The sequence below is a fragment of the uncultured Acinetobacter sp. genome, assembly GCF_947624825.1.
Classification (GTDB): domain Bacteria; phylum Pseudomonadota; class Gammaproteobacteria; order Pseudomonadales; family Moraxellaceae; genus Acinetobacter.
The window spans coordinates 1-19,182 of record NZ_CANQLZ010000047.1; the positions used below are offsets into that span (position 1 = coordinate 1).

General features: G+C 43.2%; 18 protein-coding genes. 13 read left to right on the top strand and 5 right to left on the bottom strand.

Annotated elements, in window-relative coordinates:
- The 12 genes from Q0017_RS10675 to pcaD all read left to right on the top strand — a co-directional run.
- The coding region (locus Q0017_RS10675) for a muconate/chloromuconate family cycloisomerase (protein WP_298146508.1) at positions 1–758 on the top strand (758 nt) is incomplete at its 5' end.
- A 57-nt stretch (positions 759–815) separates the two neighbouring features.
- Positions 816–1,106 (top strand): muconolactone Delta-isomerase, encoded by a 291-nt coding sequence (catC, locus tag Q0017_RS10680; protein ID WP_297426525.1) that lies wholly within the window; start codon positions 816–818, stop codon positions 1,104–1,106.
- A 147-nt stretch (positions 1,107–1,253) separates the two neighbouring features.
- Positions 1,254–2,174: a catechol 1,2-dioxygenase gene (gene catA, locus Q0017_RS10685; RefSeq protein WP_298146512.1), complete on the top strand. Its 921-nt coding sequence runs from the start codon at positions 1,254–1,256 to the stop codon at positions 2,172–2,174.
- A gap of 73 nt (positions 2,175–2,247) precedes the next feature.
- The gene (benA, locus tag Q0017_RS10690; protein ID WP_298146515.1) at positions 2,248–3,636 is read left to right on the top strand and encodes a benzoate 1,2-dioxygenase large subunit; all 1,389 of its coding nucleotides are present in this window, start codon (positions 2,248–2,250) and stop codon (positions 3,634–3,636) included.
- Positions 3,633–4,142: a benzoate 1,2-dioxygenase small subunit gene (gene benB / locus Q0017_RS10695; protein ID WP_298146518.1), complete on the top strand. Its 510-nt coding sequence runs from the start codon at positions 3,633–3,635 to the stop codon at positions 4,140–4,142. Before benA ends, benB begins: the two co-directional genes overlap by 4 nt.
- Positions 4,143–4,228: 86 nt before the next feature.
- A complete protein-coding gene (gene benC / locus Q0017_RS10700; protein WP_298146521.1) occupies positions 4,229–5,245 on the top strand; it encodes a benzoate 1,2-dioxygenase electron transfer component BenC in 1,017 nt (338 codons plus the stop codon).
- A gap of 13 nt (positions 5,246–5,258) precedes the next feature.
- Entirely contained in the window at positions 5,259–6,038 is a 780-nt protein-coding gene (gene benD / locus Q0017_RS10705; protein WP_298146523.1) for a benzoate diol dehydrogenase BenD, read from the top strand.
- Between the two features lie 44 nt (positions 6,039–6,082).
- Entirely contained in the window at positions 6,083–7,297 is a 1,215-nt protein-coding gene (locus Q0017_RS10710; RefSeq protein WP_298146526.1) for a benzoate/H(+) symporter BenE family transporter, read from the top strand.
- A gap of 27 nt (positions 7,298–7,324) precedes the next feature.
- The gene (locus Q0017_RS10715) at positions 7,325–7,996 is read left to right on the top strand and encodes a 3-oxoacid CoA-transferase subunit A (RefSeq protein ID WP_298146529.1); all 672 of its coding nucleotides are present in this window, start codon (positions 7,325–7,327) and stop codon (positions 7,994–7,996) included.
- Between the two features lie 21 nt (positions 7,997–8,017).
- The gene (locus Q0017_RS10720; protein WP_298146532.1) at positions 8,018–8,668 is read left to right on the top strand and encodes a 3-oxoacid CoA-transferase subunit B; all 651 of its coding nucleotides are present in this window, start codon (positions 8,018–8,020) and stop codon (positions 8,666–8,668) included.
- Between the two features lie 87 nt (positions 8,669–8,755).
- Positions 8,756–9,961 carry a 3-oxoadipyl-CoA thiolase gene (gene pcaF, locus Q0017_RS10725; RefSeq protein WP_298146553.1) on the top strand — a complete coding sequence of 402 codons (1,206 nt, stop codon included), beginning with the start codon at positions 8,756–8,758 and terminating at the stop codon, positions 9,959–9,961.
- Positions 9,962–10,010: 49 nt separating this feature from the next.
- Positions 10,011–10,796 carry a 3-oxoadipate enol-lactonase gene (pcaD, locus tag Q0017_RS10730; RefSeq protein ID WP_298146535.1) on the top strand — a complete coding sequence of 262 codons (786 nt, stop codon included), beginning with the start codon at positions 10,011–10,013 and terminating at the stop codon, positions 10,794–10,796.
- 45 nt (positions 10,797–10,841) lie between these two features.
- Here the strand turns inward: pcaD and Q0017_RS10735 are convergent, their stop codons facing one another.
- From Q0017_RS10735 to Q0017_RS10755, 5 genes are all read right to left on the bottom strand, one after another.
- The gene (locus Q0017_RS10735; RefSeq protein ID WP_298146538.1) at positions 10,842–11,882 is read right to left on the bottom strand and encodes an enoyl-CoA hydratase/isomerase family protein; all 1,041 of its coding nucleotides are present in this window, start codon (positions 11,880–11,882) and stop codon (positions 10,842–10,844) included.
- A gap of 10 nt (positions 11,883–11,892) precedes the next feature.
- A complete protein-coding gene (locus tag Q0017_RS10740) occupies positions 11,893–13,077 on the bottom strand; it encodes an acyl-CoA dehydrogenase family protein (RefSeq protein WP_297426622.1) in 1,185 nt (394 codons plus the stop codon).
- A 24-nt stretch (positions 13,078–13,101) separates the two neighbouring features.
- Positions 13,102–14,760, bottom strand: a complete 1,659-nt coding sequence (locus Q0017_RS10745) for an AMP-binding protein (RefSeq protein ID WP_298146541.1) — start codon at positions 14,758–14,760, stop codon at positions 13,102–13,104.
- An 84-nt stretch (positions 14,761–14,844) separates the two neighbouring features.
- Entirely contained in the window at positions 14,845–15,741 is an 897-nt protein-coding gene (mmsB, locus tag Q0017_RS10750; protein WP_298146544.1) for a 3-hydroxyisobutyrate dehydrogenase, read from the bottom strand.
- 11 nt (positions 15,742–15,752) lie between these two features.
- Positions 15,753–17,282 (bottom strand): CoA-acylating methylmalonate-semialdehyde dehydrogenase, encoded by a 1,530-nt coding sequence (locus Q0017_RS10755; RefSeq protein WP_298146547.1) that lies wholly within the window; start codon positions 17,280–17,282, stop codon positions 15,753–15,755.
- 194 nt (positions 17,283–17,476) lie between these two features.
- On the opposite strand from Q0017_RS10755, the gene Q0017_RS10760 reads away from it, so the two are divergent.
- Positions 17,477–18,373 (top strand): LysR family transcriptional regulator, encoded by an 897-nt coding sequence (locus Q0017_RS10760; RefSeq protein ID WP_298146550.1) that lies wholly within the window; start codon positions 17,477–17,479, stop codon positions 18,371–18,373.
- Positions 18,374–19,182 lie beyond the last annotated feature (809 nt).

The following is a 19,182-nucleotide window of genomic DNA, read 5'->3' on the forward strand; positions in this document are numbered from 1 at the left end:
GTTTACCACTGTCTGAGCTGTTAGGCGGTCGTTTACGTGATAGCGTGCCAGTACTGTGGGTACTCGCGTCTGGCGATACCGAAAAAGATATCGCTGAAGCTCAACAAATGCTCGAAGCCAAACGGCATAATTTTTTCAAACTCAAAATCGGCTCACGCGCTGTAGAAGCAGATGTTGAACATGTACTTGCGATTAAACAGGCGCTTGGCAATGAGGTGTCGATTCGTGTGGATGTCAACCGTGCTTGGTCTGAACTCGATGCAATTAAAGGCATCAAGCGATTACAAGCCGGTGGCGTTGACTTAATCGAGCAGCCTTGTGCGATTGACAACCTTGAAGCCATGCAGCGTTTAACGCATCGTTTTGATATTGCCATCATGGCAGATGAATCCTTAATGGGTCCAAGTAGCGCTTATCGTCTAGCCAAAAGCAATGCAGCCTCTGTATTTGCAGTCAAAGTGGCGCAATCGGGCGGTTTGCTTGAAGGCCGTGATGTAGCGACCATTGCACAATTGGCTGGGATTGATTTGTATGGCGGCACGATGCTTGAAGGTGCAGTGGGTACTATGGCTTCAGCACATCTGTTCTCCACATTTGAAAATTTAAAATTTGGTACTGAATTATTTGGTCCACTGTTATTGACTCAAGAAATTCTCAGCACCCCATTACGTTATGAAAATTTTGAACTACACCTGCCGAACACACCAGGTTTAGGGATCGAGATTGACGAAAACAAAATTGAGCAATTACGTCGTTAATTCATTTTAATCCTCGACAACGAGATCTTGTCGAATCAATGCATCAAGGAGTGAGACATGCTGTTTCATGTACGTATGGATGTCAACATCCCAAAAGATATGCCCGTTGAACAAGCCAATGAAATTAAAGCGGTAGAAAAGGCTTATTCGCAGCAATTACAGCAACAAGGCAAATGGCGTCACATTTGGCGCATTACTGGTCAATATTCAAACATCAGTATTTTTGATGTGGACAGTAACGAAGAATTGCATACGATTTTACAAGGTTTACCTTTGTATCCGTATATGCAGATTGAAGTGATGGCACTGAATCGTCATCCGTCTTCAATTCGTGAAGATGACCGTTAATTTAAACCCTTAAATCCATTTAAAGCTTAAGGCTGTGTGCACGTAAAAACGTGCGCCTTGAGCCCTCTTATATTTAAAAACAAGGAAAATGGTCGCCTTCTCGCGTGTAATGCCATGAAGGCTTGCCATACAAACAGGAGTATTTGTATGAATCGCCAAGACATTGATGCTTTAGTCAAAACAATGAACGTAGACACTGCAACCGGTCCAGTTGACCCACGTATGCAACAAATTGTAGTGCGTTTGTTAGGTGATTTTTTCCAAGCCATTGAAGATTTGGACTTAAGCCAAACTGAGCTTTGGAAAGGCTTAGAGTACTTTACTGACGCAGGTCAAGCCAATGAACTGGGCTTACTCGCAGCAGGCTTAGGTTTAGAACATTATTTAGATTTACGTGCCGATGAAGCCGATGCCAAAGCCGGTATCACAGGCGGTACACCACGTACCATCGAAGGCCCACTTTATGTGGCAGGTGCACCTGAATCTGTCGGTTTTGCACGTATGGATGATGGTTCTGAAGAAGGTGAAATTCCAACCTTAATTATTGAAGGCACAGTGAAAGACACCCAAGGCAATCTTATCGAAGGTGCTAAAGTTGAAATATGGCATGCCAATCGCTTAGGTAACTATTCATTCTTTGACAAGTCACAATCGGACTTTAACTTACGTCGCAGCATTTTGACCGATGCTCAAGGTCAATACACGGCGTTAACCACAATGCCTGTTGGTTATGGCTGCCCACCACAAGGCACCACACAATTTGTGCTGGATAAACTGGGGCGTCATGGTAACCGTCCATCACACGTTCATTACTTCGTGAGTGCCCCGGGTTTTCGTAAGTTAACCACACAATTTAATATTGAAGGTGATCAATACCTTTGGGATGACTTCGCATTTGCAACACGTGAAGGTTTAGTCGCAACGGCTATTGATATCACAGATGAGGCTGAAATCGCGCGCCGTGGTTTAACCGGTCCATTTAAATATATCCGCTTTGACATTGAGTTAGTGCCAATGGTTGAAGGCGCGCCATCGACAGACGTCGATCGTCGCCGCGCAGCTGCATAACACATCAAGCAACATCGGGATAAATCATTTGTCCCGATTCACTCCCCATACTTTGCAAAGTCGGAGAACGGATATGCCACGTATTCCTGTCATTAATACCAGCCATCTTGACCGTATTGACGAATTACTTGTCGACAATTTTGAAACAGGTGAATTTAAACTTCATCGTTCGGTATTTACCGATCAAACATTGTTTGATCTGGAAATGAAATACATTTTTGAAGGCAATTGGGTGTATTTGGCACATGAAAGCCAAATTCCAAACAATAACGATTACTTTACCACCCATATTGGGCGCCAACCGATCATCATTGCACGTAACCGCAACGGTGAACTCAATGCCATGATCAACGCCTGTTCACACCGTGGTGCACAGCTTTGCCGTAATAAAAAAGGCAATAAAGCCACCTATACTTGCCCATTCCACGGTTGGACATTCAATAACTCGGGCAAACTTTTAAAAGTCAAAGACCCAACGGATGCAGGCTACTCAGAGTGCTTCAATAAAGAAGGTTCACACGACTTAACCAAAGTTGCGAAATTTGAAAGCTATAAAGGCTTCTTATTTGGTAGCTTAAACCCAGATGTACCATCACTTGAAGAATACTTGGGCGAAACCACCAAAATCATCGATATGATCGCGGGTCAGTCTGAACAAGGTTTAGAAGTTCTTCGTGGTTCATCCACCTATACCTATGAAGGCAACTGGAAACTCACCGCTGAAAATGGCGCCGATGGTTATCACGTATCGGCAGTTCACTGGAACTATGCAGCAACCACACAACAGCGTAAAGAAAAAGAAGCCGGTGATGACATCCGCGCTATGAGTGCAGGTTCATGGGGCAAACAAGGCGGTGGTTCTTACGGCTTTGATAATGGTCATATGCTGCTTTGGACACAGTGGGCAAACCCAGAAGATCGTCCAAACTTCCCAAAAGCCGATGAATATTCAGAAAAATTTGGTCAGGCCATGTCCAAATGGATGATCGAACGTTCACGCAACTTATGTCTTTATCCAAACGTATATTTGATGGATCAGTTTGGTTCTCAAATTCGTGTACTTCGCCCAATTTCAGTCAATAAAACTGAAGTAACGATTTACTGTATTGCACCTGTGGGTGAAGAGCCAGAAGCACGTACCCGCCGTATTCGCCAATACGAAGACTTCTTTAATGCCTCAGGTATGGCAACACCAGATGATTTAGAAGAATTCCGTGCCTGCCAAGCCGGTTATGCAGGTATTGAAACCCAATGGAACGACATGTGCCGTGGTTCTAAGCACTGGATTCATGGGCCTGATGACGCAGCCAATGAAATTGGATTGAAGCCAAAACTGTCAGGTATTAAGACTGAAGACGAAGGTTTATACCTTGCACAGCACCAATATTGGTTAGACATGATGAAAATTGCGATTGCCAATGAAAAAGTATTGGCAGCATCTGTAGAAGGAGAAATGGCATGAATGCTCAAACCAACTTAAACCCAGTGAGCCTAGACGCAATTTCTCAATTCCTTTTTCAAGAAGCACGTTTTTTAGATGATGAACAATGGGATGATTGGTTAGCCTGCTACGCACCAAGTGCAACATTTTGGATGCCTTCTTGGGATGACGACGACAAACTCACAACCGATCCGCAATCTGAAATTTCCTTGATCTACTACCCAAACCGTCAAGGTTTAGAAGACCGCATATTCCGTATTAAAACGGAACGTTCTTCTGCAACCATGCCAGATACACGCACAAGCCACAACATCAATAACATTGAAGTGATTGAACAAGAGGCTGACAAAGTCACAGTACGTTTTAACTGGAATACCTTGAGCTTTCGTTACAAAACGGCATATAGCTACTTTGGGATGTCACGTTATGAAATCGATTTTTCAGGTGAAAAGCCACAAATTTTAAGCAAATACGTGGTACTCAAAAACGATTACATCAACCAAGTCATCGACATTTATCATCTGTAATTTTCCTCTATTACAGATTCGCTTCAGCCAAATGGAATTTTGGCTGAGGTTCTCCCCAGTTTAAAAGTTTTTAAAAGGATTCAGCCATGTCTAGCCATAATGTTGCCCTACAATTTGAAGATGGTGTTACCCGTTTTATTTCTGTTACTCAAGGTGAGTCACTCTCTGATGCAGCCTACCGTCAAAAAATTAACATTCCACTCGATTGCCGTGATGGTGCATGTGGTACATGTCGTGCATTTTGCGAGTCTGGCAGTTATGACATGCCTGAAGAAACCTATATTGAAGATGCTTTGACGCCTGAAGAGGCAGCACAAGGTTATATTCTTGCCTGCCAATGTCGTCCAAGTTCAGACGCCGTGTTTCAAATTCAAGCCTCATCTGATGTCTGTAAAACAGAAATTCATACTTACCAAGGTACTTTGGCACGTGTAGATAACTTATCTGAATCAACCATTACGTTTGATATTCAACTAGATGAAGGTCAGCCAGAGATTAACTTCCTTGCCGGTCAATATGTCAATGTTGCCCTTCCCCATTCTGGTGAAACACGCTCTTACTCATTTAGTTCTAAACCGGGAGATCGTTTAACCAGCTTTGTGGTACGTAATGTCCCGAATGGAAAAATGAGTCGCTTTTTAAGCGTTGACGCTAAAGTGGGCGACAAAATGACCTTTACAGGTCCCTTTGGTAGCTTCTATTTACGTCATGTTGTACGCCCTGTGGTGATGCTTGCAGGTGGTACAGGTATTGCGCCATTTATGTCAATGCTGCAAGTATTGGCAGAAAAAGGGTGTGATCATCCGGTACGTTTAGTCTTTGGCGTGACCAATGATTTTGACTTGGTGGCCCTTGAAGAACTCAATAATTTGCAAGAAAAACTCGCTTGGTTTGAATACCGCACAGTGGTTGCAAGTCCTGACTCTGCACATGCACGTAAAGGTTATGTCACAAGTCATATCGAAACTGAATGGTTAAACGGTGGTGATGTAGACGTTTACCTCTGTGGTCCTGTGCCTATGGTCGATGCAGTTCGTGGTTGGTTAGATGCAGAAGGCGTGAAACCTGCCAATTTCTTATTTGAAAAATTCTCTGCAAATTAATTGGGAGTGCATTATGTCAAAAAGATTTGAACATAAAGTCGTGATTGTAACGGGTGCTGCTCAAGGGATTGGTCGCGGGGTTGCATTACAAGTTGCCCAAGAAGGCGGTCAAGTGGTCATGGCGGACTTTTCCGATTATGTCGATGATGTACTTGCAGAAATTACCCATGCAGGCGGTCAAGCAATTGTCGTTAAAGCCAACCTAGAGACTTTCTCAGGTGCACAAGCCGTTGTTGCCAAAGCAGTTGACACCTATGGTCGTGTTGATGTGCTCATCAACAACGTCGGTGGTGCAATTTGGATGAAGCCTTTTGATGCATTTTCTGAAGAAGAAATCATCAAAGAAGTCAATCGTTCATTATTCCCAACCATGTGGTGCTGCCGTGCAGTACTGCCTGAAATGATCAAAAATCAAAACGGTACGATTGTCAATGTGTCATCTATTGCGACCCGTGGCATTCACCGTGTGCCTTACTCGGCTGCCAAAGGCGGTGTGAATGGCTTAACCGCATCCTTAGCATTTGAACATGCCAAAGATGGGATTCGTGTCAATGCTGTTGCCACAGGCGGTACCGAAGCGCCTCCTCGTAAAGTGCCACGCAATGCCAATCCTTTAACTGAAGATGAAAAGCAATGGATGCAAGACGTGGTCGATCAAACCATTGATCGTACTTTTATGGGACGCTACGGCACCATTCAAGAACAAGTGAATGCCATAGTATTCCTTGCATCTGACGAGTCGTCATATATGACCGGTACCGTGGTGCCTGTGGGTGGCGGTGATCAGGGTTAAGCCTAATCACACTTCAGGATCATTGCTGCAAGGAGGCATCTACAATGACAAACCTGGTTCAAAGCCTAAAAGAGGATTGGTCAATTTCAGCAACTGTCGCAGGATTTTTGGCAGTGCTGATTTCATATGCGGGTCCTTTGGTTATTTTTTTCCAAGCTGCACAGCAAGCAAATGTTTCCCCTGCCATGATAATTTCATGGGTTTGGGGCATTTCTATCGCAGCAGCAGTTGCTAGTATTTATCTTTCAATCAAATTTAAAGTGCCTGTGGTCATGGCATGGTCGGCGCCTGGTACGGCTTTATTGGTGAGTTTATTCCCTGAGATTTCCCTCAATGAAGCGATAGCGGCTTATATCACCACTGCTGTGGTGTTGTTTGTGATAGGTATTACAGGATATTTCGACAAATTAATCCAATTAATTCCGCAATCGGTTGCCGCAGGAATGATGGCTGGCATTTTGGTGAGCTTCGGGCTGGGTTTGTTCACAGCAACCCAAAACATGCCGATGATTGTCAGTGCAATGTTACTAATTTTCCTCATTGCAAAACGTTTTAATCCACGTTACGCCATGATTTGGGTATTGGCAGCAGGTTTAATTCTGAGTTTGATGTTTGGAAAATTTCAAGCCGTGCAGATGAGTTTTAGCATTGCTGCACCGCAGTTTATACAACCTGAATGGACTTGGAATTCCACGATTAATCTAGCCATTCCATTGATCTTAGTGAGTTTATCTGGGCAGTTTTTACCAGGCATGAGTTTATTAAAAGTTTCAGGCTATGACGTTCCAGCAAAACCAATTATTACCACCGCCAGCATCACCTCCCTGTTGGTGGCATGTTTTGGTGGCATCACCACAGTTTTAGGCTCTATTACAGCTGCCTTGTGTGTGGGTAAAGATGCCCATGAACACAGCAATAAACGCTACATCGCAGGGGTATGTAATGGTCTGTTTTATCTTTTAGGTGGTGTATTTGCAGGCAGTATAGTTTTGCTGTTTAGCCTGTTTCCAAAAGAATTGGTGGCAGCGCTCGCCGGTCTTGCGCTACTTGGTGCCATTTCCACAAATTTAAGCGTCGCAATGCAATCTGAATCACAACGTGATTCTGCATTAATCACATTTTTAGCCACAGCCTCAGGCATGAGTTTACTCGGAATGAGTTCTGTATTTTGGGGCATTTGTATTGGGCTATTGGCACATGCTGTCCTCACACCCAAAGCGAAACCTCAACGTTTAGCTTCTGATTCAAAGGGTGCCTAAGCAGTTTAGGCACAAAAGGAAAAGTGTATGATCGATAAAAGTTCTGCTTCACTGGTTGAGGCACTTTCTCAAATCCAAGACGGTGCGACCATTATGATTGGTGGCTTTGGTACCGCAGGTCAGCCTGCTGAACTAATCGACGGTTTAATTGAACTCGGCATTAAAGACTTAGTGATCGTCAACAATAACGCAGGCAATGGCGACTATGGTTTGGCTAAACTGCTTAAAACGGGTGCTGTTCGTAAAATCATCTGCTCTTTCCCGCGTCAGTCAGACTCGCATGTCTTTGACGAATTGTATCGGGCAGGCAAGATTGAGTTAGAACTTGTACCACAAGGTAACTTGGCGTGTCGCATTCAAGCGGCAGGCATGGGGCTTGGTCCAATTTATACCCCTACAGGTTTTGGTACTTTGCTTGCACAAGGCAAACCAACCATGAACTATGAGGGTAAAGACTACGTTTTAGAACACCCAATTAAAGCCGATTTTGCCTTAATTAAAGCGCACAAAGGCGACCGTTGGGGCAACTTGGTGTATCGCAAATCTGCACGTAACTTCGGTCCAATTATGGCCATGGCAGCAGATGTGACCATTGCACAAGTCTCTGAAGTGGTTGAACTGGGTGCATTAGATCCTGAACACATCATCACCGCAGGCATTTTTGTACAACACGTTGTACAAGTTACACCAGCACAGTAAGCACGGATAAGGAGAAAACCAATGAGCTATACCAAACTGACCCGTGACCAAATTGCTGAGCGTGTTGCACAAGATATTCCTGATGGTGCTTATGTGAATTTGGGTATTGGTTTACCGACCAAAATTTCAAGCTATTTACCAGCAGATAAAGATGTATTTTTGCATTCTGAAAATGGCTTGCTTGCTTTTGGTCCACCACCTGCCGAAGAAGAGCGTGATCCTGAACTGATTAATGCAGGTAAAGAATTTGTCACTTTGCTTGAGGGCGGTGCTTTTTTCCATCACGGTGATTCATTTGCCATGATGCGTGGTGGTCATTTAGATATTGCTGTACTTGGAGCTTTCCAAGTTGCTCAAAATGGTGACCTTGCCAATTGGCATACCGGAGCACCTGATGCGATTCCTGCTGTGGGTGGCGCGATGGATTTGGCCGTTGGTGCTAAAAAAGTTTTTATCACCACTGACCATGTGACTAAAAAAGGCGAGCCCAAAATTGTAGCTGAGCTGTCTTACCCTGCAACAGGCTTAAAATGTGTCGACCGTATTTACACTGACCTGTGTGTGATTGATGTGACCAGTGATGGCATGAAAGTGATTGAAAAAGTTGAAGGGTTATCGTTTGAACAATTGCAAGCCATGACAGGTGCAATGCTGATTGATGCCACGATTTAATCAAGTTTCCTCTTAAGAGGGGTACAAAATACATTTTAGCCGTATCCCTCTTTCTTTTTATTTTAAATTAAAATTGAATAAATCATGATGAAAAATGCCTATATTATTGATGCCATCCGTACACCCTTTGGTCGTTATGCCGGTGGTTTAGCTTCTGTACGTGCTGATGATTTGGGTGCTGTACCACTCAAAGCCCTCATAAAGCGCAACCCAAATATTAACTGGGAAAAAGTCGACGATATTATTTACGGCTGTGCCAACCAAGCCGGCGAAGATAATCGTAACGTAGGGCGTATGTCCGCACTGCTTGCAGGCGTGCCGTACCAAGTACCTGCAACCACAGTCAATCGTTTATGTGGCTCATCCCTTGATGCTGTGGCAATGGCAGCACGTGCCATTAAAGCCGGTGAAGCAGATCTGATCGTTGCCGGTGGTGTGGAAAGTATGACCCGTGCTCCTTTAGTTATGGGCAAACCAGAAACAGCCTATGGTCGTAGCCAAAAACTTGAAGACACCACCATGGGTTGGCGCTTTATCAACCCCAAACTTAAACAACTGTATGGCGTGGACAGCATGCCACAAACCGCTGAAAACTTAGCTGAACAATTTAATATTAGCCGCGAAGACCAAGACAAATTTGCCTTCATGAGCCAACAACGCACTGCTACTGCTCAAGCCAATGGTTTCTTTGACAAAGAAATCATCCCTGTGGTCATTCCACAACGTAAAGGCGATGATGTTGTTATAGATAAGGATGAACATCCACGTGCATCCACCACATTAGAAGGCTTAAGCAAGCTTAAACCTGTGGTCAAAGTAGACGGTACAATCACTGCAGGCAATGCCTCAGGGATTAATGATGGTGCGGCTGCAATTTTGATTGCGTCTGATGACGCCGTGCAACACTATGGCTTAACACCACGTGCCAAAGTTATTGCTGCAACTGTGGTTGGCGTTGAACCTCGTATTATGGGCTTTGGTCCTGCACCCGCCATTAAAAAACTGCTTGCTCAAACAGGTTTAACGCTTGAGCAAATGGACGTCATCGAATTAAACGAAGCATTTTCAGCGCAGGCACTTTCTGTAACGCGTGACTTAGGTTTGGCAGACGATGAAGCGCGTGTCAATCCAAACGGCGGTGCAATTGCCTTGGGTCATCCACTCGGTGCATCGGGTGCGCGTTTAGTGACCACAGCACTGAATCAACTTGAAGCAACAGGTGGAAAATATGCACTGTGTTCCATGTGTATTGGGGTCGGTCAAGGCATTGCTTTGATAATTGAACGCGTTTAACTATTTAAAAATCCCCTCCCTTTATGAAAGGGAGGTTGGGAGGGATTCAATGCCAAAATTTACATCTCAAAATGCAGATATTTATTACCAAACTTTTGGTGATGCCACTCGCCCTGCACTTGTATTTTCAAACTCGTTAGGTACAAATTTCAGCATGTGGCAAGCACAAATTGAAGTATTTAGCCAAGACCATTTTGTAATTTGTTATGACACACGTGGTCATGGGGCATCTACAGCGCCTCAAGGTCCCTATACGATTGAGCAATTGGCTCAAGATGTGGTGAATTTACTCGATCACCTAAATATTAAACAAGCCGCTTTTTGCGGTATTTCAATGGGTGGTTTAACAGGTCAATGGCTTGCCATTCATCACGCAAAGCGTTTTAGTCATATTGTTGTGTGCAATAGCGCAGCCAAAATTGGTCAAGAACAGGCTTGGTCTGATCGCGCAGCGCTGGTTCGTGCACAAGGTTTAGCCCCGATCGCATCAACTGCGGCAGGCCGTTGGTTTACTGAAGCCTTTGTTCAAAGCAACCCAGACATCATTGCAAAACTTTCAAACGACTTAGGTGCTGGCAGCCCCGAAGGTTATGCAAGTTGCTGTGAAGCTTTGGCAAAGGCGGATGTACGTGAGCAGTTAAAACAGATTAATGTTCCAATCCTTATTGTGGCAGGTCAACAAGACCCGATTACCACCGTTGCAGATGGTGAATGTATGCAACAACGCATTGCAGGTAGTCAACTGTTTAAAATTAATGCTTCACACATTTCCAATATTGAGCAAGCTGAATGTTTTAATCAGGCAGTACATGATTTTATAACCACAACGTCTTAACATAAGATACAAAAAAATCCCCAACGTTTGGGGATTTTTTTATTTTTAAGCACTTAAAGCCAGCTGCTGTTGATACAAAGCATTAATTTTTGCGTCTAAATCAGGTTGATCAGCACGCCATTTAGGTTGTTTATCTTTATCAATAATTAAAGCACGTACGCCTTCAATAAAGTCACCTTGTTCAAACCACAGGGTTTGGACTTGACGTTCAAGTAACATCGCTTGCTGACGTGATAGATTACGCCCCACGTGGTGTAAAACAAAACTTGCACGTTTTGCCATAGGCGAACGTTGTTGTAGAAGTTCCAAAACGCGGTGTGCCCATGCTTGATCTTCATCTTGTATATGCTGCAAAGCTGACTCAATATTTTCTACACTGGCCTGTTTAAAACATTGCTCAATACAAGCCACATGGCTCTTTAGAGGATACGCTTCGAGCTGCATTGAATATTCAGAAATTAAGCTTTTAATACTGCTCATATCAAGCATTTGTGCTGCGATCAAAGCATGTTCAAGCTGGGCTAAATCTTGCTGTTGCACCATCGCATCAACCAGTTGAAATGCTAAAGCATCGGCGGCGCTGATTTGCTCACCTGTGAGTGCCAAATACAAGCCAATTTCCTTAAGTTGTGCTAAAAAATGCGTTGCAGCAACATCGGGGAAGTAGCCAATCACGGTTTCAGGCATGGCAAAACGCGATTTTTCTGATGTGACTTTAAGATGACAGGCTTGTGCCAAACCAAACCCACCGCCAAGTACATAACCATCTAACAATGCGATGATCGGTTTTGTTGAAGCCGATAAAGTATCCAACATGGCATACTCATCTGCAAAGTAATTTAAATGCTGATTGTCCTGAGCATGATAACCGTCGTAGATGTAACGCACATCACCACCGGCACAAAAGGCTTTTGGACTGTTCGAGGTGATTAAAATCGCGTGTACCTGAGGAAATGCTTGCCATGTCAATACTTGCTGACGGATGCCATGAATCATGTCAATCGACAAAGCATTTAAACTTGCAACACGGTTGAGGCGAATAATGCCTAAATGTCCTTGTTGTTCAATGATCAGTTCTTGTGTCATGCCATGCTCCTTATTGTGCCAAGCTACGTGCAATGACTAAACGCTGAATATCACTGGTACCTTCATAAATTTGGCAAATACGCGCGTCACGATAAATACGTTCAATTGGGAAATCTTTTAAGTAGCCATAACCACCAAAGATTTGGAGTGCTTTAGAACACACACGCTCTACCATTTCTGAGGCAAATAATTTGGCCATAGAGGCTTCTGTTAAACAGGGCTGTCCTGCTTCTTTTAAACGTGCCGCATAATGTACCAATTGACGCGCTGCGGTAATTTCGGTTGCCATAGTGGCTAAACGAAAACCAATTGCTTGTTGCTCAAAAATTGGTTTGCCAAAGGCGACACGTTCATGGGCATATTTGGTGGCCTCTTCAAGTGCAGCACGAGCTAACCCTACCGCTTGGGCTGCAATACCAATACGTCCGCCTTCTAAATTTGACAGCGCAATTTTTAAACCTTCTCCTTCAGCACCTAAGCGTAGACTCTCATGCAGACGTAAGTCGGTTAAGGCAATTTGGCAGGTATCTGAGGCATGTAAGCCTAGCTTTTCCTCTACACGAATCACTTCATATCCCGGTGTATCACGTGGGACTAAAAATGCACTCATGCCCTTTTTACCCAAGCTTGGATCAGTCACAGCAAATACAATGATTACGCCTGCATTATCACCTGAGGTAATAAACTGTTTGGCACCATTTAAAATATAATGCTCACCGTCTTTTACAGCACGCGTCTTAATCGCGGCTGCATCTGAACCAGTATGCGGTTCTGTCAATGCAAATGCACCGATCATTTCACCACGTGCCAGTGGCACCAAGAAACGTTGTTTTTGTTCATCTGTACCGTATTTTAAAATTGGTACACAGCCGACTGAGTTATGCACACTCATAATCGTGGAGGTTGCACCATCTGCCGCAGCAATCTCTTCTAATGCTAAAACATAAGCTAAGTTACCTGTTTCAGAACCGCCCCATTGTTCAGGCACAAGCATGCCCATAAGTCCCAATTCACCCATTTGTTTTAACGCAGTCGTCGGAAATGTGCCATGCGTATCCCATTCGGCGGCATAAGGCTTAATTTGCTCATGAGCAAAGCTTTTGGTCATGTCTTGAATCAGCAACTGCTCTTCTGTGTATTGTGCAGAGGTCGGGAAAGTTGCTGCTTGATCTTGCTGTGGTTGTTCGTATTGCATATTCATTGTTATATCCTTATATCTTTAGCTTGCCACGTTGAGCTTAACTTTTTGTTTTTCAATTTCTTGGTTACGTAGTAAAAAGCGTTGAATCTTACCACTTGGGGTTTTTGGCAATTCTGTCACAAATTCAACCAAACGTGGATAGGCATGCGCCGAAAGTCGCTTCTTGACAAATTGACTCAAGCTTTCCGCTAAGCTATCTGAGGCAGCATCAGGCTCGGCCAATACCACAAAGGCTTTGACAATTTCAGTCCGCTCAGGGTCAGGCACGCCAATGACTGCCGCTTCAATCACCGCTTCATGTTCAAGTAAAGCGCTTTCTACATCAAATGGACCAATACGATAGCCAGATGTGGTAATCACATCATCACTACGCCCAACAAAGCTCATACTGCCATCGCTATGGATTTCAGCAGTATCTCCGGTTAAGTAATAGTGTTTTACAAAAGGAGACTTACGGCTTTCTTCATAACCACCAAACCACATCATCGGCGATTTTTCTAAATCCACCGCCAAAATTCCCGGTGTGTCATGGGCTAATTCATTGCCTTGTTCATCCACAGTCACCACACGATAACCTAAACTTGCAAAACCTGCAGAACCGGGCTTGACCTCATGTTGTAAGCCGTGATGATTGCACACCACCATGCCCACTTCAGTTTGACCGTAGTGATCATAAATTGGGGCATCCAATACTTGCTCAAACCAACGAATCACTTCTGGATTAAGAGGCTCACCTGCGCTACTCACCACACGGAACTGACCACGTAGCTTTTGCATTTGTTTTGGATCGGCGGCCAGCATCATGCGATAAGCAGTTGGGGCCCCAGCCAAATTATTCACACCATAATCTTTCACAATCTCACAAAGACTATCGATGCTAAAACCACCTTCGTAAAACAAAGTCGGTTGACCCAGCAATAGCGGTCCAGTAATCCCATAGTACAAACCATAGGCCCAGCCCGGATCAGCAATATTCCAAAAACTATCTTGAGGTTGTAAGCCAATGGCATTTTTCATATAGCCACCAAAGGCAATTAGCGCTTTGAGTGGCACTTTGAGGGGTTTAGCAGGACCTGTGGTCCCCGAGGTAAACATCAATAAAAACGGATCATCAATACTTAAATATTCAATCTCACATTGGGTCGATTGACGCTCAAGTTCTGCCCAAAAACTATAATCACCTTGATATAGTCCAGTGCCTTTTTCACCTGTTACCGTCACAATACTTGGGCAGCCTTCTACCTCGTGCAACTTGTCACGGTTGGTGGGATCAGTCACTACAAATTTACTTTTTGCTAAATTTAAACGATGCTCAATCGCTTTAGGCCCAAACGCTGTAAATAAAGGTTGATAAACTGCACCAATCCGCCATGTGGCTAAAATGGTAATAATCAGCTCAGGGGTACGTGGTAGTAAACCTGAAACACGATCTCCTTTGGCCACACCATTGGCTTTTAAAAAATTAGCAAATTGTGCGGCACGTTTTTGTAATTCAGCAAACGTATATTGCAATTTTCGACCATCTTTACCGCGCCAAAATAAAGCAATACGCCCCGGTAAGGCATGACGATCACAACACTCCTCACAGGCATTTAAGGCATCTAGTTTGCCAGATAGAAATTCTTGTGCAGCTTGATTTAAATCAAAATTTGCTGCTGTTTGTTGATATGTGAGCATCCGCTATACCTCTGTCGATTTGTTGTTATGTCTTGACATGAAGATGAAACAGGTCGCAGCTCCTTGCGACCTGGTGAACCCAAGTTACGCTAAAACAGGTTCGGGTAAATAATGTTGAATAATATTAGAAAAATCTAAATGACCTTGTCCTTCATCACACAGTTGTTGGTAATGTTGACGCACAAACTCACCCAACACCACCGACTGATCGACTTGCTGGGCAGCTTGCACGGCCAAGCCTAAATCTTTGAGCATCAGTTGTGCTGCAAAACCATCACGATAACCACGTGAGGCAGGCGCATTTGGACAAATGCCTGGCCATGGGTTGTATACTTCTGAGCTCCAGCAACGCCCGGTTGAGCTATTGATCACACCTGCAAGTGCCTGTGGGTCAATACCTAACTGTGCACCTAAGGCCATCCCTTCAGCGACAGCCGCCATGGAAATACCTAAAATTAAATTATTACAAATCTTAGCAATCTGTCCTGTGCCGACATCACCGCAATGTACAATATTGCTGCCCATATGTTTAAGTACAGAACTCACCGTAATTAACACATCATGTTCAGCACCTACCATAAAGGTCAGGGTACCGGCTTGTGCACCTAAGGTGCCACCCGAAACAGGGGCGTCACAGACTGAGATTTCGCGTGACTTTGCAACTTTAGCAATCTCTTGAATGGTTTGCGGATCAATGGTACTGCTGTCAATACAGTGAGCACCTTGTTTGAGTACCGCTAAAATGCCCTTTTCGCCTAAATAGACCTCTTGTACATGTTTAGCCGCAGGCAACATCGTCACTACCACATCTGCTTGACGTGCAGCAGCTTGTGGGCTATCACAGATAATACCGCCCGCTTGAGAAAATTGTTCCAGCGCCTGTGGACTTAAATCAAAACCATAAACCTTTTGACCCGCTTTAAGTAGGTTGTGTGCCATTGGGCCGCCCATGTTACCAAGGCCAATAAATGCAATCTGCATAGGTCTACTCCTTAGCGTAGGCTGATGGTGGTATTCACACCAGTACTTGGTGATTGATCTTCAAACCAACGACTGGTAATGGTTTTGGTCTGTGTATAAAACTGAACAGCTTGCTTACCATAAGGGCCTAAATCACCGAGCTTTGAACCACGCGAGCCAGTAAAGCTAAAAAACGGGGTTGGTACAGGAATTGGAATATTAATGCCGACCTGACCAATATCAATCACCTCTTGGAATTGACGTGCAATTGCACCACTTTGGGTAAATAAACCGACTCCATTACCAAATGGATTGGCATTGATCAAAGCAATGGCTTGTTCTAGCGTATCGACATGAATAATGGCAAGCACTGGACCAAACACTTCTTCGTTATAAATGCGCATTTTTGTGGTCACTTGATTAAAGACCGTTGGTCCAACAAAGTTACCTTGCTCATAACCTACAACTTCAACATTACGTCCATCCAGCAATAATTCTGCACCTTCATCCACACCGCTTTGGATTAAATCCAATACGCGTTGTTTAGCACGTAACGAAATCACAGGACCTAAATCTGCATCGGGTTCATGCCCTGCATTGACTTTTAAAGTTTTAGTTTTTTCGATCAGCTCATTGACCCAATGTTTGGTCTCACCCACCATAATAGCAACCGATAAAGCCATACAGCGTTGTCCCGCTGCACCAAATGCCGCGCCAACTAGTGCATTTAAGGTTTGTTCTTTATTGGCATCTGGCATAATCACCGCATGGTTTTTTGCACCCATCATAGATTGCACACGCTTACCATGTTGGCCTGCCAAGTTATATACATGTGTTCCAACAGCGGTTGAACCTACAAAGGAAATAGCTTTGATATCTTGATGTGTACAGAGTAAATCTACCACCTCTTTACCGCCGTGTACTACATTCAGAACACCAGCAGGTACCCCTGCTTCCATCGCCAATTCAACCAACAACATAGTGGTCAGTGGGTTTTGTTCAGAAGGTTTAAGCACAAAGGTATTGCCACACACAATCGCCATGGGGAACATCCAAAGCGGAATCATGGCAGGGAAGTTAAAAGGCGTAATACCAGCACATACACCTAGCGGTTGCTGCAAGGTGTAAGTGTCAACGCCACGCGCCACACCTTCTAAGTACTCGCCCATTTGCAAGGTGCCCACCGAGCATGCATGTTCAACCACTTCTAAACCGCGTTGAATATCACCTTCAGCATCGGCTAAGGTTTTACCTTGTTCAGCAGTCAGCACCTGCGCAATTGATTTGGCATTTTGACGAATCAAATCTTGTAGCTTAAGCATAATACGCATACGCGCTTGTACAGGTGTTTGACGCCATGTAGCAAAAGCTGCCTGTGCTGATGCAATCGCTGCATTGACTTCATCTTGAGTCGCCATAGGTACACGACCTAAAACCTCTTGGGTGGCTGGATTTAAAATATCTTGCCAATCTGAAGTAGTTGATTCAACAAATTCACCATTGATCAGCAATTTGGCTGTGGTTAATTGCTGTCCTTGCAGATTTTTATAAATTGCGTTCATGTTTGCTCCGTGCGTGATTCTATGATTGTTATATTCATCTCAATTTGGCGAGCAAATTGAATTATTGTTGTTGTCCTTGTAATCGACACTAACAAAGATTATTTTGACCAACAAGCCAAATTCATGCACGATAGCTGTGCAAATTTGCACAAATCATCCTTTAAAAACCATAAAATTTAGGAAAAATAACAAAGATGAAAGTTGATTGGGATCATTTACGCTTTTTTTTAGTTTTAGCACGTGCAAAAACGCTCACCAATGCGGCACGTTTAATGGGCGTTGAACACACCACTGTGGCACGCCGCATTCAAGCACTCGAACACAATTTAGGCATCACTTTATTTAAACGTGAACAACAAGGTTATGAACTCACTAGCGAAGGTTTAGCTTTAATGCCGCGTGTAGAACAAATGGAGCAAGCATTTTTTCAAATTGAACGTGTGAACACACCATTACAAGGACGCGTACGCATTGGCACGCCTGAAGGTTTCGGAACTACATTTTTAGCGCAACGTTTGGCGCAGTTTTCCAAACAGTATCCAAGCTTAACAATTGACTTAATTCCTGTCTCTAAAACCATTAAATTGTCACATCGCGAAGCGGATATTGTGATCTCGATCGATCGACCTAAAAATGGTCCTTACATTATCACGCGCTTTTCTGACTATTGTTTAAAGCTCTATGGTAGCCAGCACTATCTTGCTCAACATGCGCCTATTTTGTGTATTCAGGATTTAAAACAACATCAGTTTGTCAATTATATTAATGATTTAGTCTACAGTTCCGAATTGTACTGTTTAGAACGTCTTCCTATTGAGGTCAGCGCCTGTTTACGTAGCAGCAGTATCGTGGCACAACAAATGGCAGTATCGGCTGGTGCAGGTCTAGCCATTTTACCGGTCTTTATGGCAGGGCATCAGCCGGAGTTAACAGAAGTTTTAAGCAAAGAGATTCAATTTGTGCATACCTTCTGGATGCTCACCTTTGCCGATTTAAAACATGAACCCCGCATTAAACTTGTCTGGGATTTCTTGCGTCAAGTCGCTGTCGAAGAACGAGCTACACTGATGGGAAATCGTACCTCAATATAATTTTTCAGCACTCTAATTTAAAAACGGCACTAAAATCTAGCATGTTAAAGACCAATGCCTTAAGCTCGGTGCAAATAAAGATAGTTTTTCCCGACTAAACTGATCAACATAGGAAAAATGAGATCAAAAAGTGTCATACGGCTACCGCATGATGTGATTTACTGGCAATAAAGATAGTTTTTCACTACTAAAACCAACCCTACTTCAGCTTTGATAAGGATAGTTTTTCACTACTTGGTAATCATAAAGATAGTTTTTCACTACTAAAAAGCAACGATTGCTTAATTTAAATACAAATATTGTTTATCAATTATTCAAATAAACTTTTATACTCTATTTAAAGATAGTTTTTCACTACCAACAGACCACATACTCATCAGTAACGATAGTTTTTCACTACTTAAAAAGAAATAGCGTTTATTTCTTACTCTTAGCTGTTGTTTTTTAATACAAAAAAATATTTAAAGATAGTTTTTCACTACCTGGTTTGAGTAAAAAATCAACTAAACCTAGTTATAAAGATAGTTTTTCACTACTTATGATGTAGTGATTAATTTAGTCACTATTTTTGAACATATTTAGTATTGATTTGATTATCATTTTTTCTATAAAGATAGTTTTTCACTACTTAATATTACCCTCTCTACAGGTATTTCATGACATAAGAATAGTTTTTCACTACCTCAAAATACACATTTTTTCATCAGACGCATTATAAAGATAGTTTTTCACTACTTAACCCGAATCCTGTTTAAGCCAATGACTTTATAATTTGAATTTTTGGCTTATTCTGCTGAGTTAATTGGTAT

Excerpts from the sequence above, each read along its gene's own strand:
- catC (WP_297426525.1), top strand. The coding sequence starts at position 816 with ATGCTGTTTCATGTACGTATGGATGTCAACATCCCAAAAGATATGCCC.
- catA (WP_298146512.1), top strand. The coding sequence starts at position 1,254 with ATGAATCGCCAAGACATTGATGCTTTAGTCAAAACAATGAACGTAGAC.
- benA (WP_298146515.1), top strand. The coding sequence starts at position 2,248 with ATGCCACGTATTCCTGTCATTAATACCAGCCATCTTGACCGTATTGAC.
- benB (WP_298146518.1), top strand. The coding sequence starts at position 3,633 with ATGAATGCTCAAACCAACTTAAACCCAGTGAGCCTAGACGCAATTTCT.
- benC (WP_298146521.1), top strand. The coding sequence starts at position 4,229 with ATGTCTAGCCATAATGTTGCCCTACAATTTGAAGATGGTGTTACCCGT.
- benD (WP_298146523.1), top strand. The coding sequence starts at position 5,259 with ATGTCAAAAAGATTTGAACATAAAGTCGTGATTGTAACGGGTGCTGCT.
- Q0017_RS10710 (WP_298146526.1), top strand. The coding sequence starts at position 6,083 with ATGACAAACCTGGTTCAAAGCCTAAAAGAGGATTGGTCAATTTCAGCA.
- Q0017_RS10715 (WP_298146529.1), top strand. The coding sequence starts at position 7,325 with ATGATCGATAAAAGTTCTGCTTCACTGGTTGAGGCACTTTCTCAAATC.
- Q0017_RS10720 (WP_298146532.1), top strand. The coding sequence starts at position 8,018 with ATGAGCTATACCAAACTGACCCGTGACCAAATTGCTGAGCGTGTTGCA.
- pcaF (WP_298146553.1), top strand. The coding sequence starts at position 8,756 with ATGAAAAATGCCTATATTATTGATGCCATCCGTACACCCTTTGGTCGT.
- pcaD (WP_298146535.1), top strand. The coding sequence starts at position 10,011 with ATGCCAAAATTTACATCTCAAAATGCAGATATTTATTACCAAACTTTT.
- Q0017_RS10735 (WP_298146538.1), bottom strand. The coding sequence starts at position 11,882 with ATGACACAAGAACTGATCATTGAACAACAAGGACATTTAGGCATTATT.
- Q0017_RS10740 (WP_297426622.1), bottom strand. The coding sequence starts at position 13,077 with ATGCAATACGAACAACCACAGCAAGATCAAGCAGCAACTTTCCCGACC.
- Q0017_RS10745 (WP_298146541.1), bottom strand. The coding sequence starts at position 14,760 with ATGCTCACATATCAACAAACAGCAGCAAATTTTGATTTAAATCAAGCT.
- mmsB (WP_298146544.1), bottom strand. The coding sequence starts at position 15,741 with ATGCAGATTGCATTTATTGGCCTTGGTAACATGGGCGGCCCAATGGCA.
- Q0017_RS10755 (WP_298146547.1), bottom strand. The coding sequence starts at position 17,282 with ATGAACGCAATTTATAAAAATCTGCAAGGACAGCAATTAACCACAGCC.
- Q0017_RS10760 (WP_298146550.1), top strand. The coding sequence starts at position 17,477 with ATGAAAGTTGATTGGGATCATTTACGCTTTTTTTTAGTTTTAGCACGT.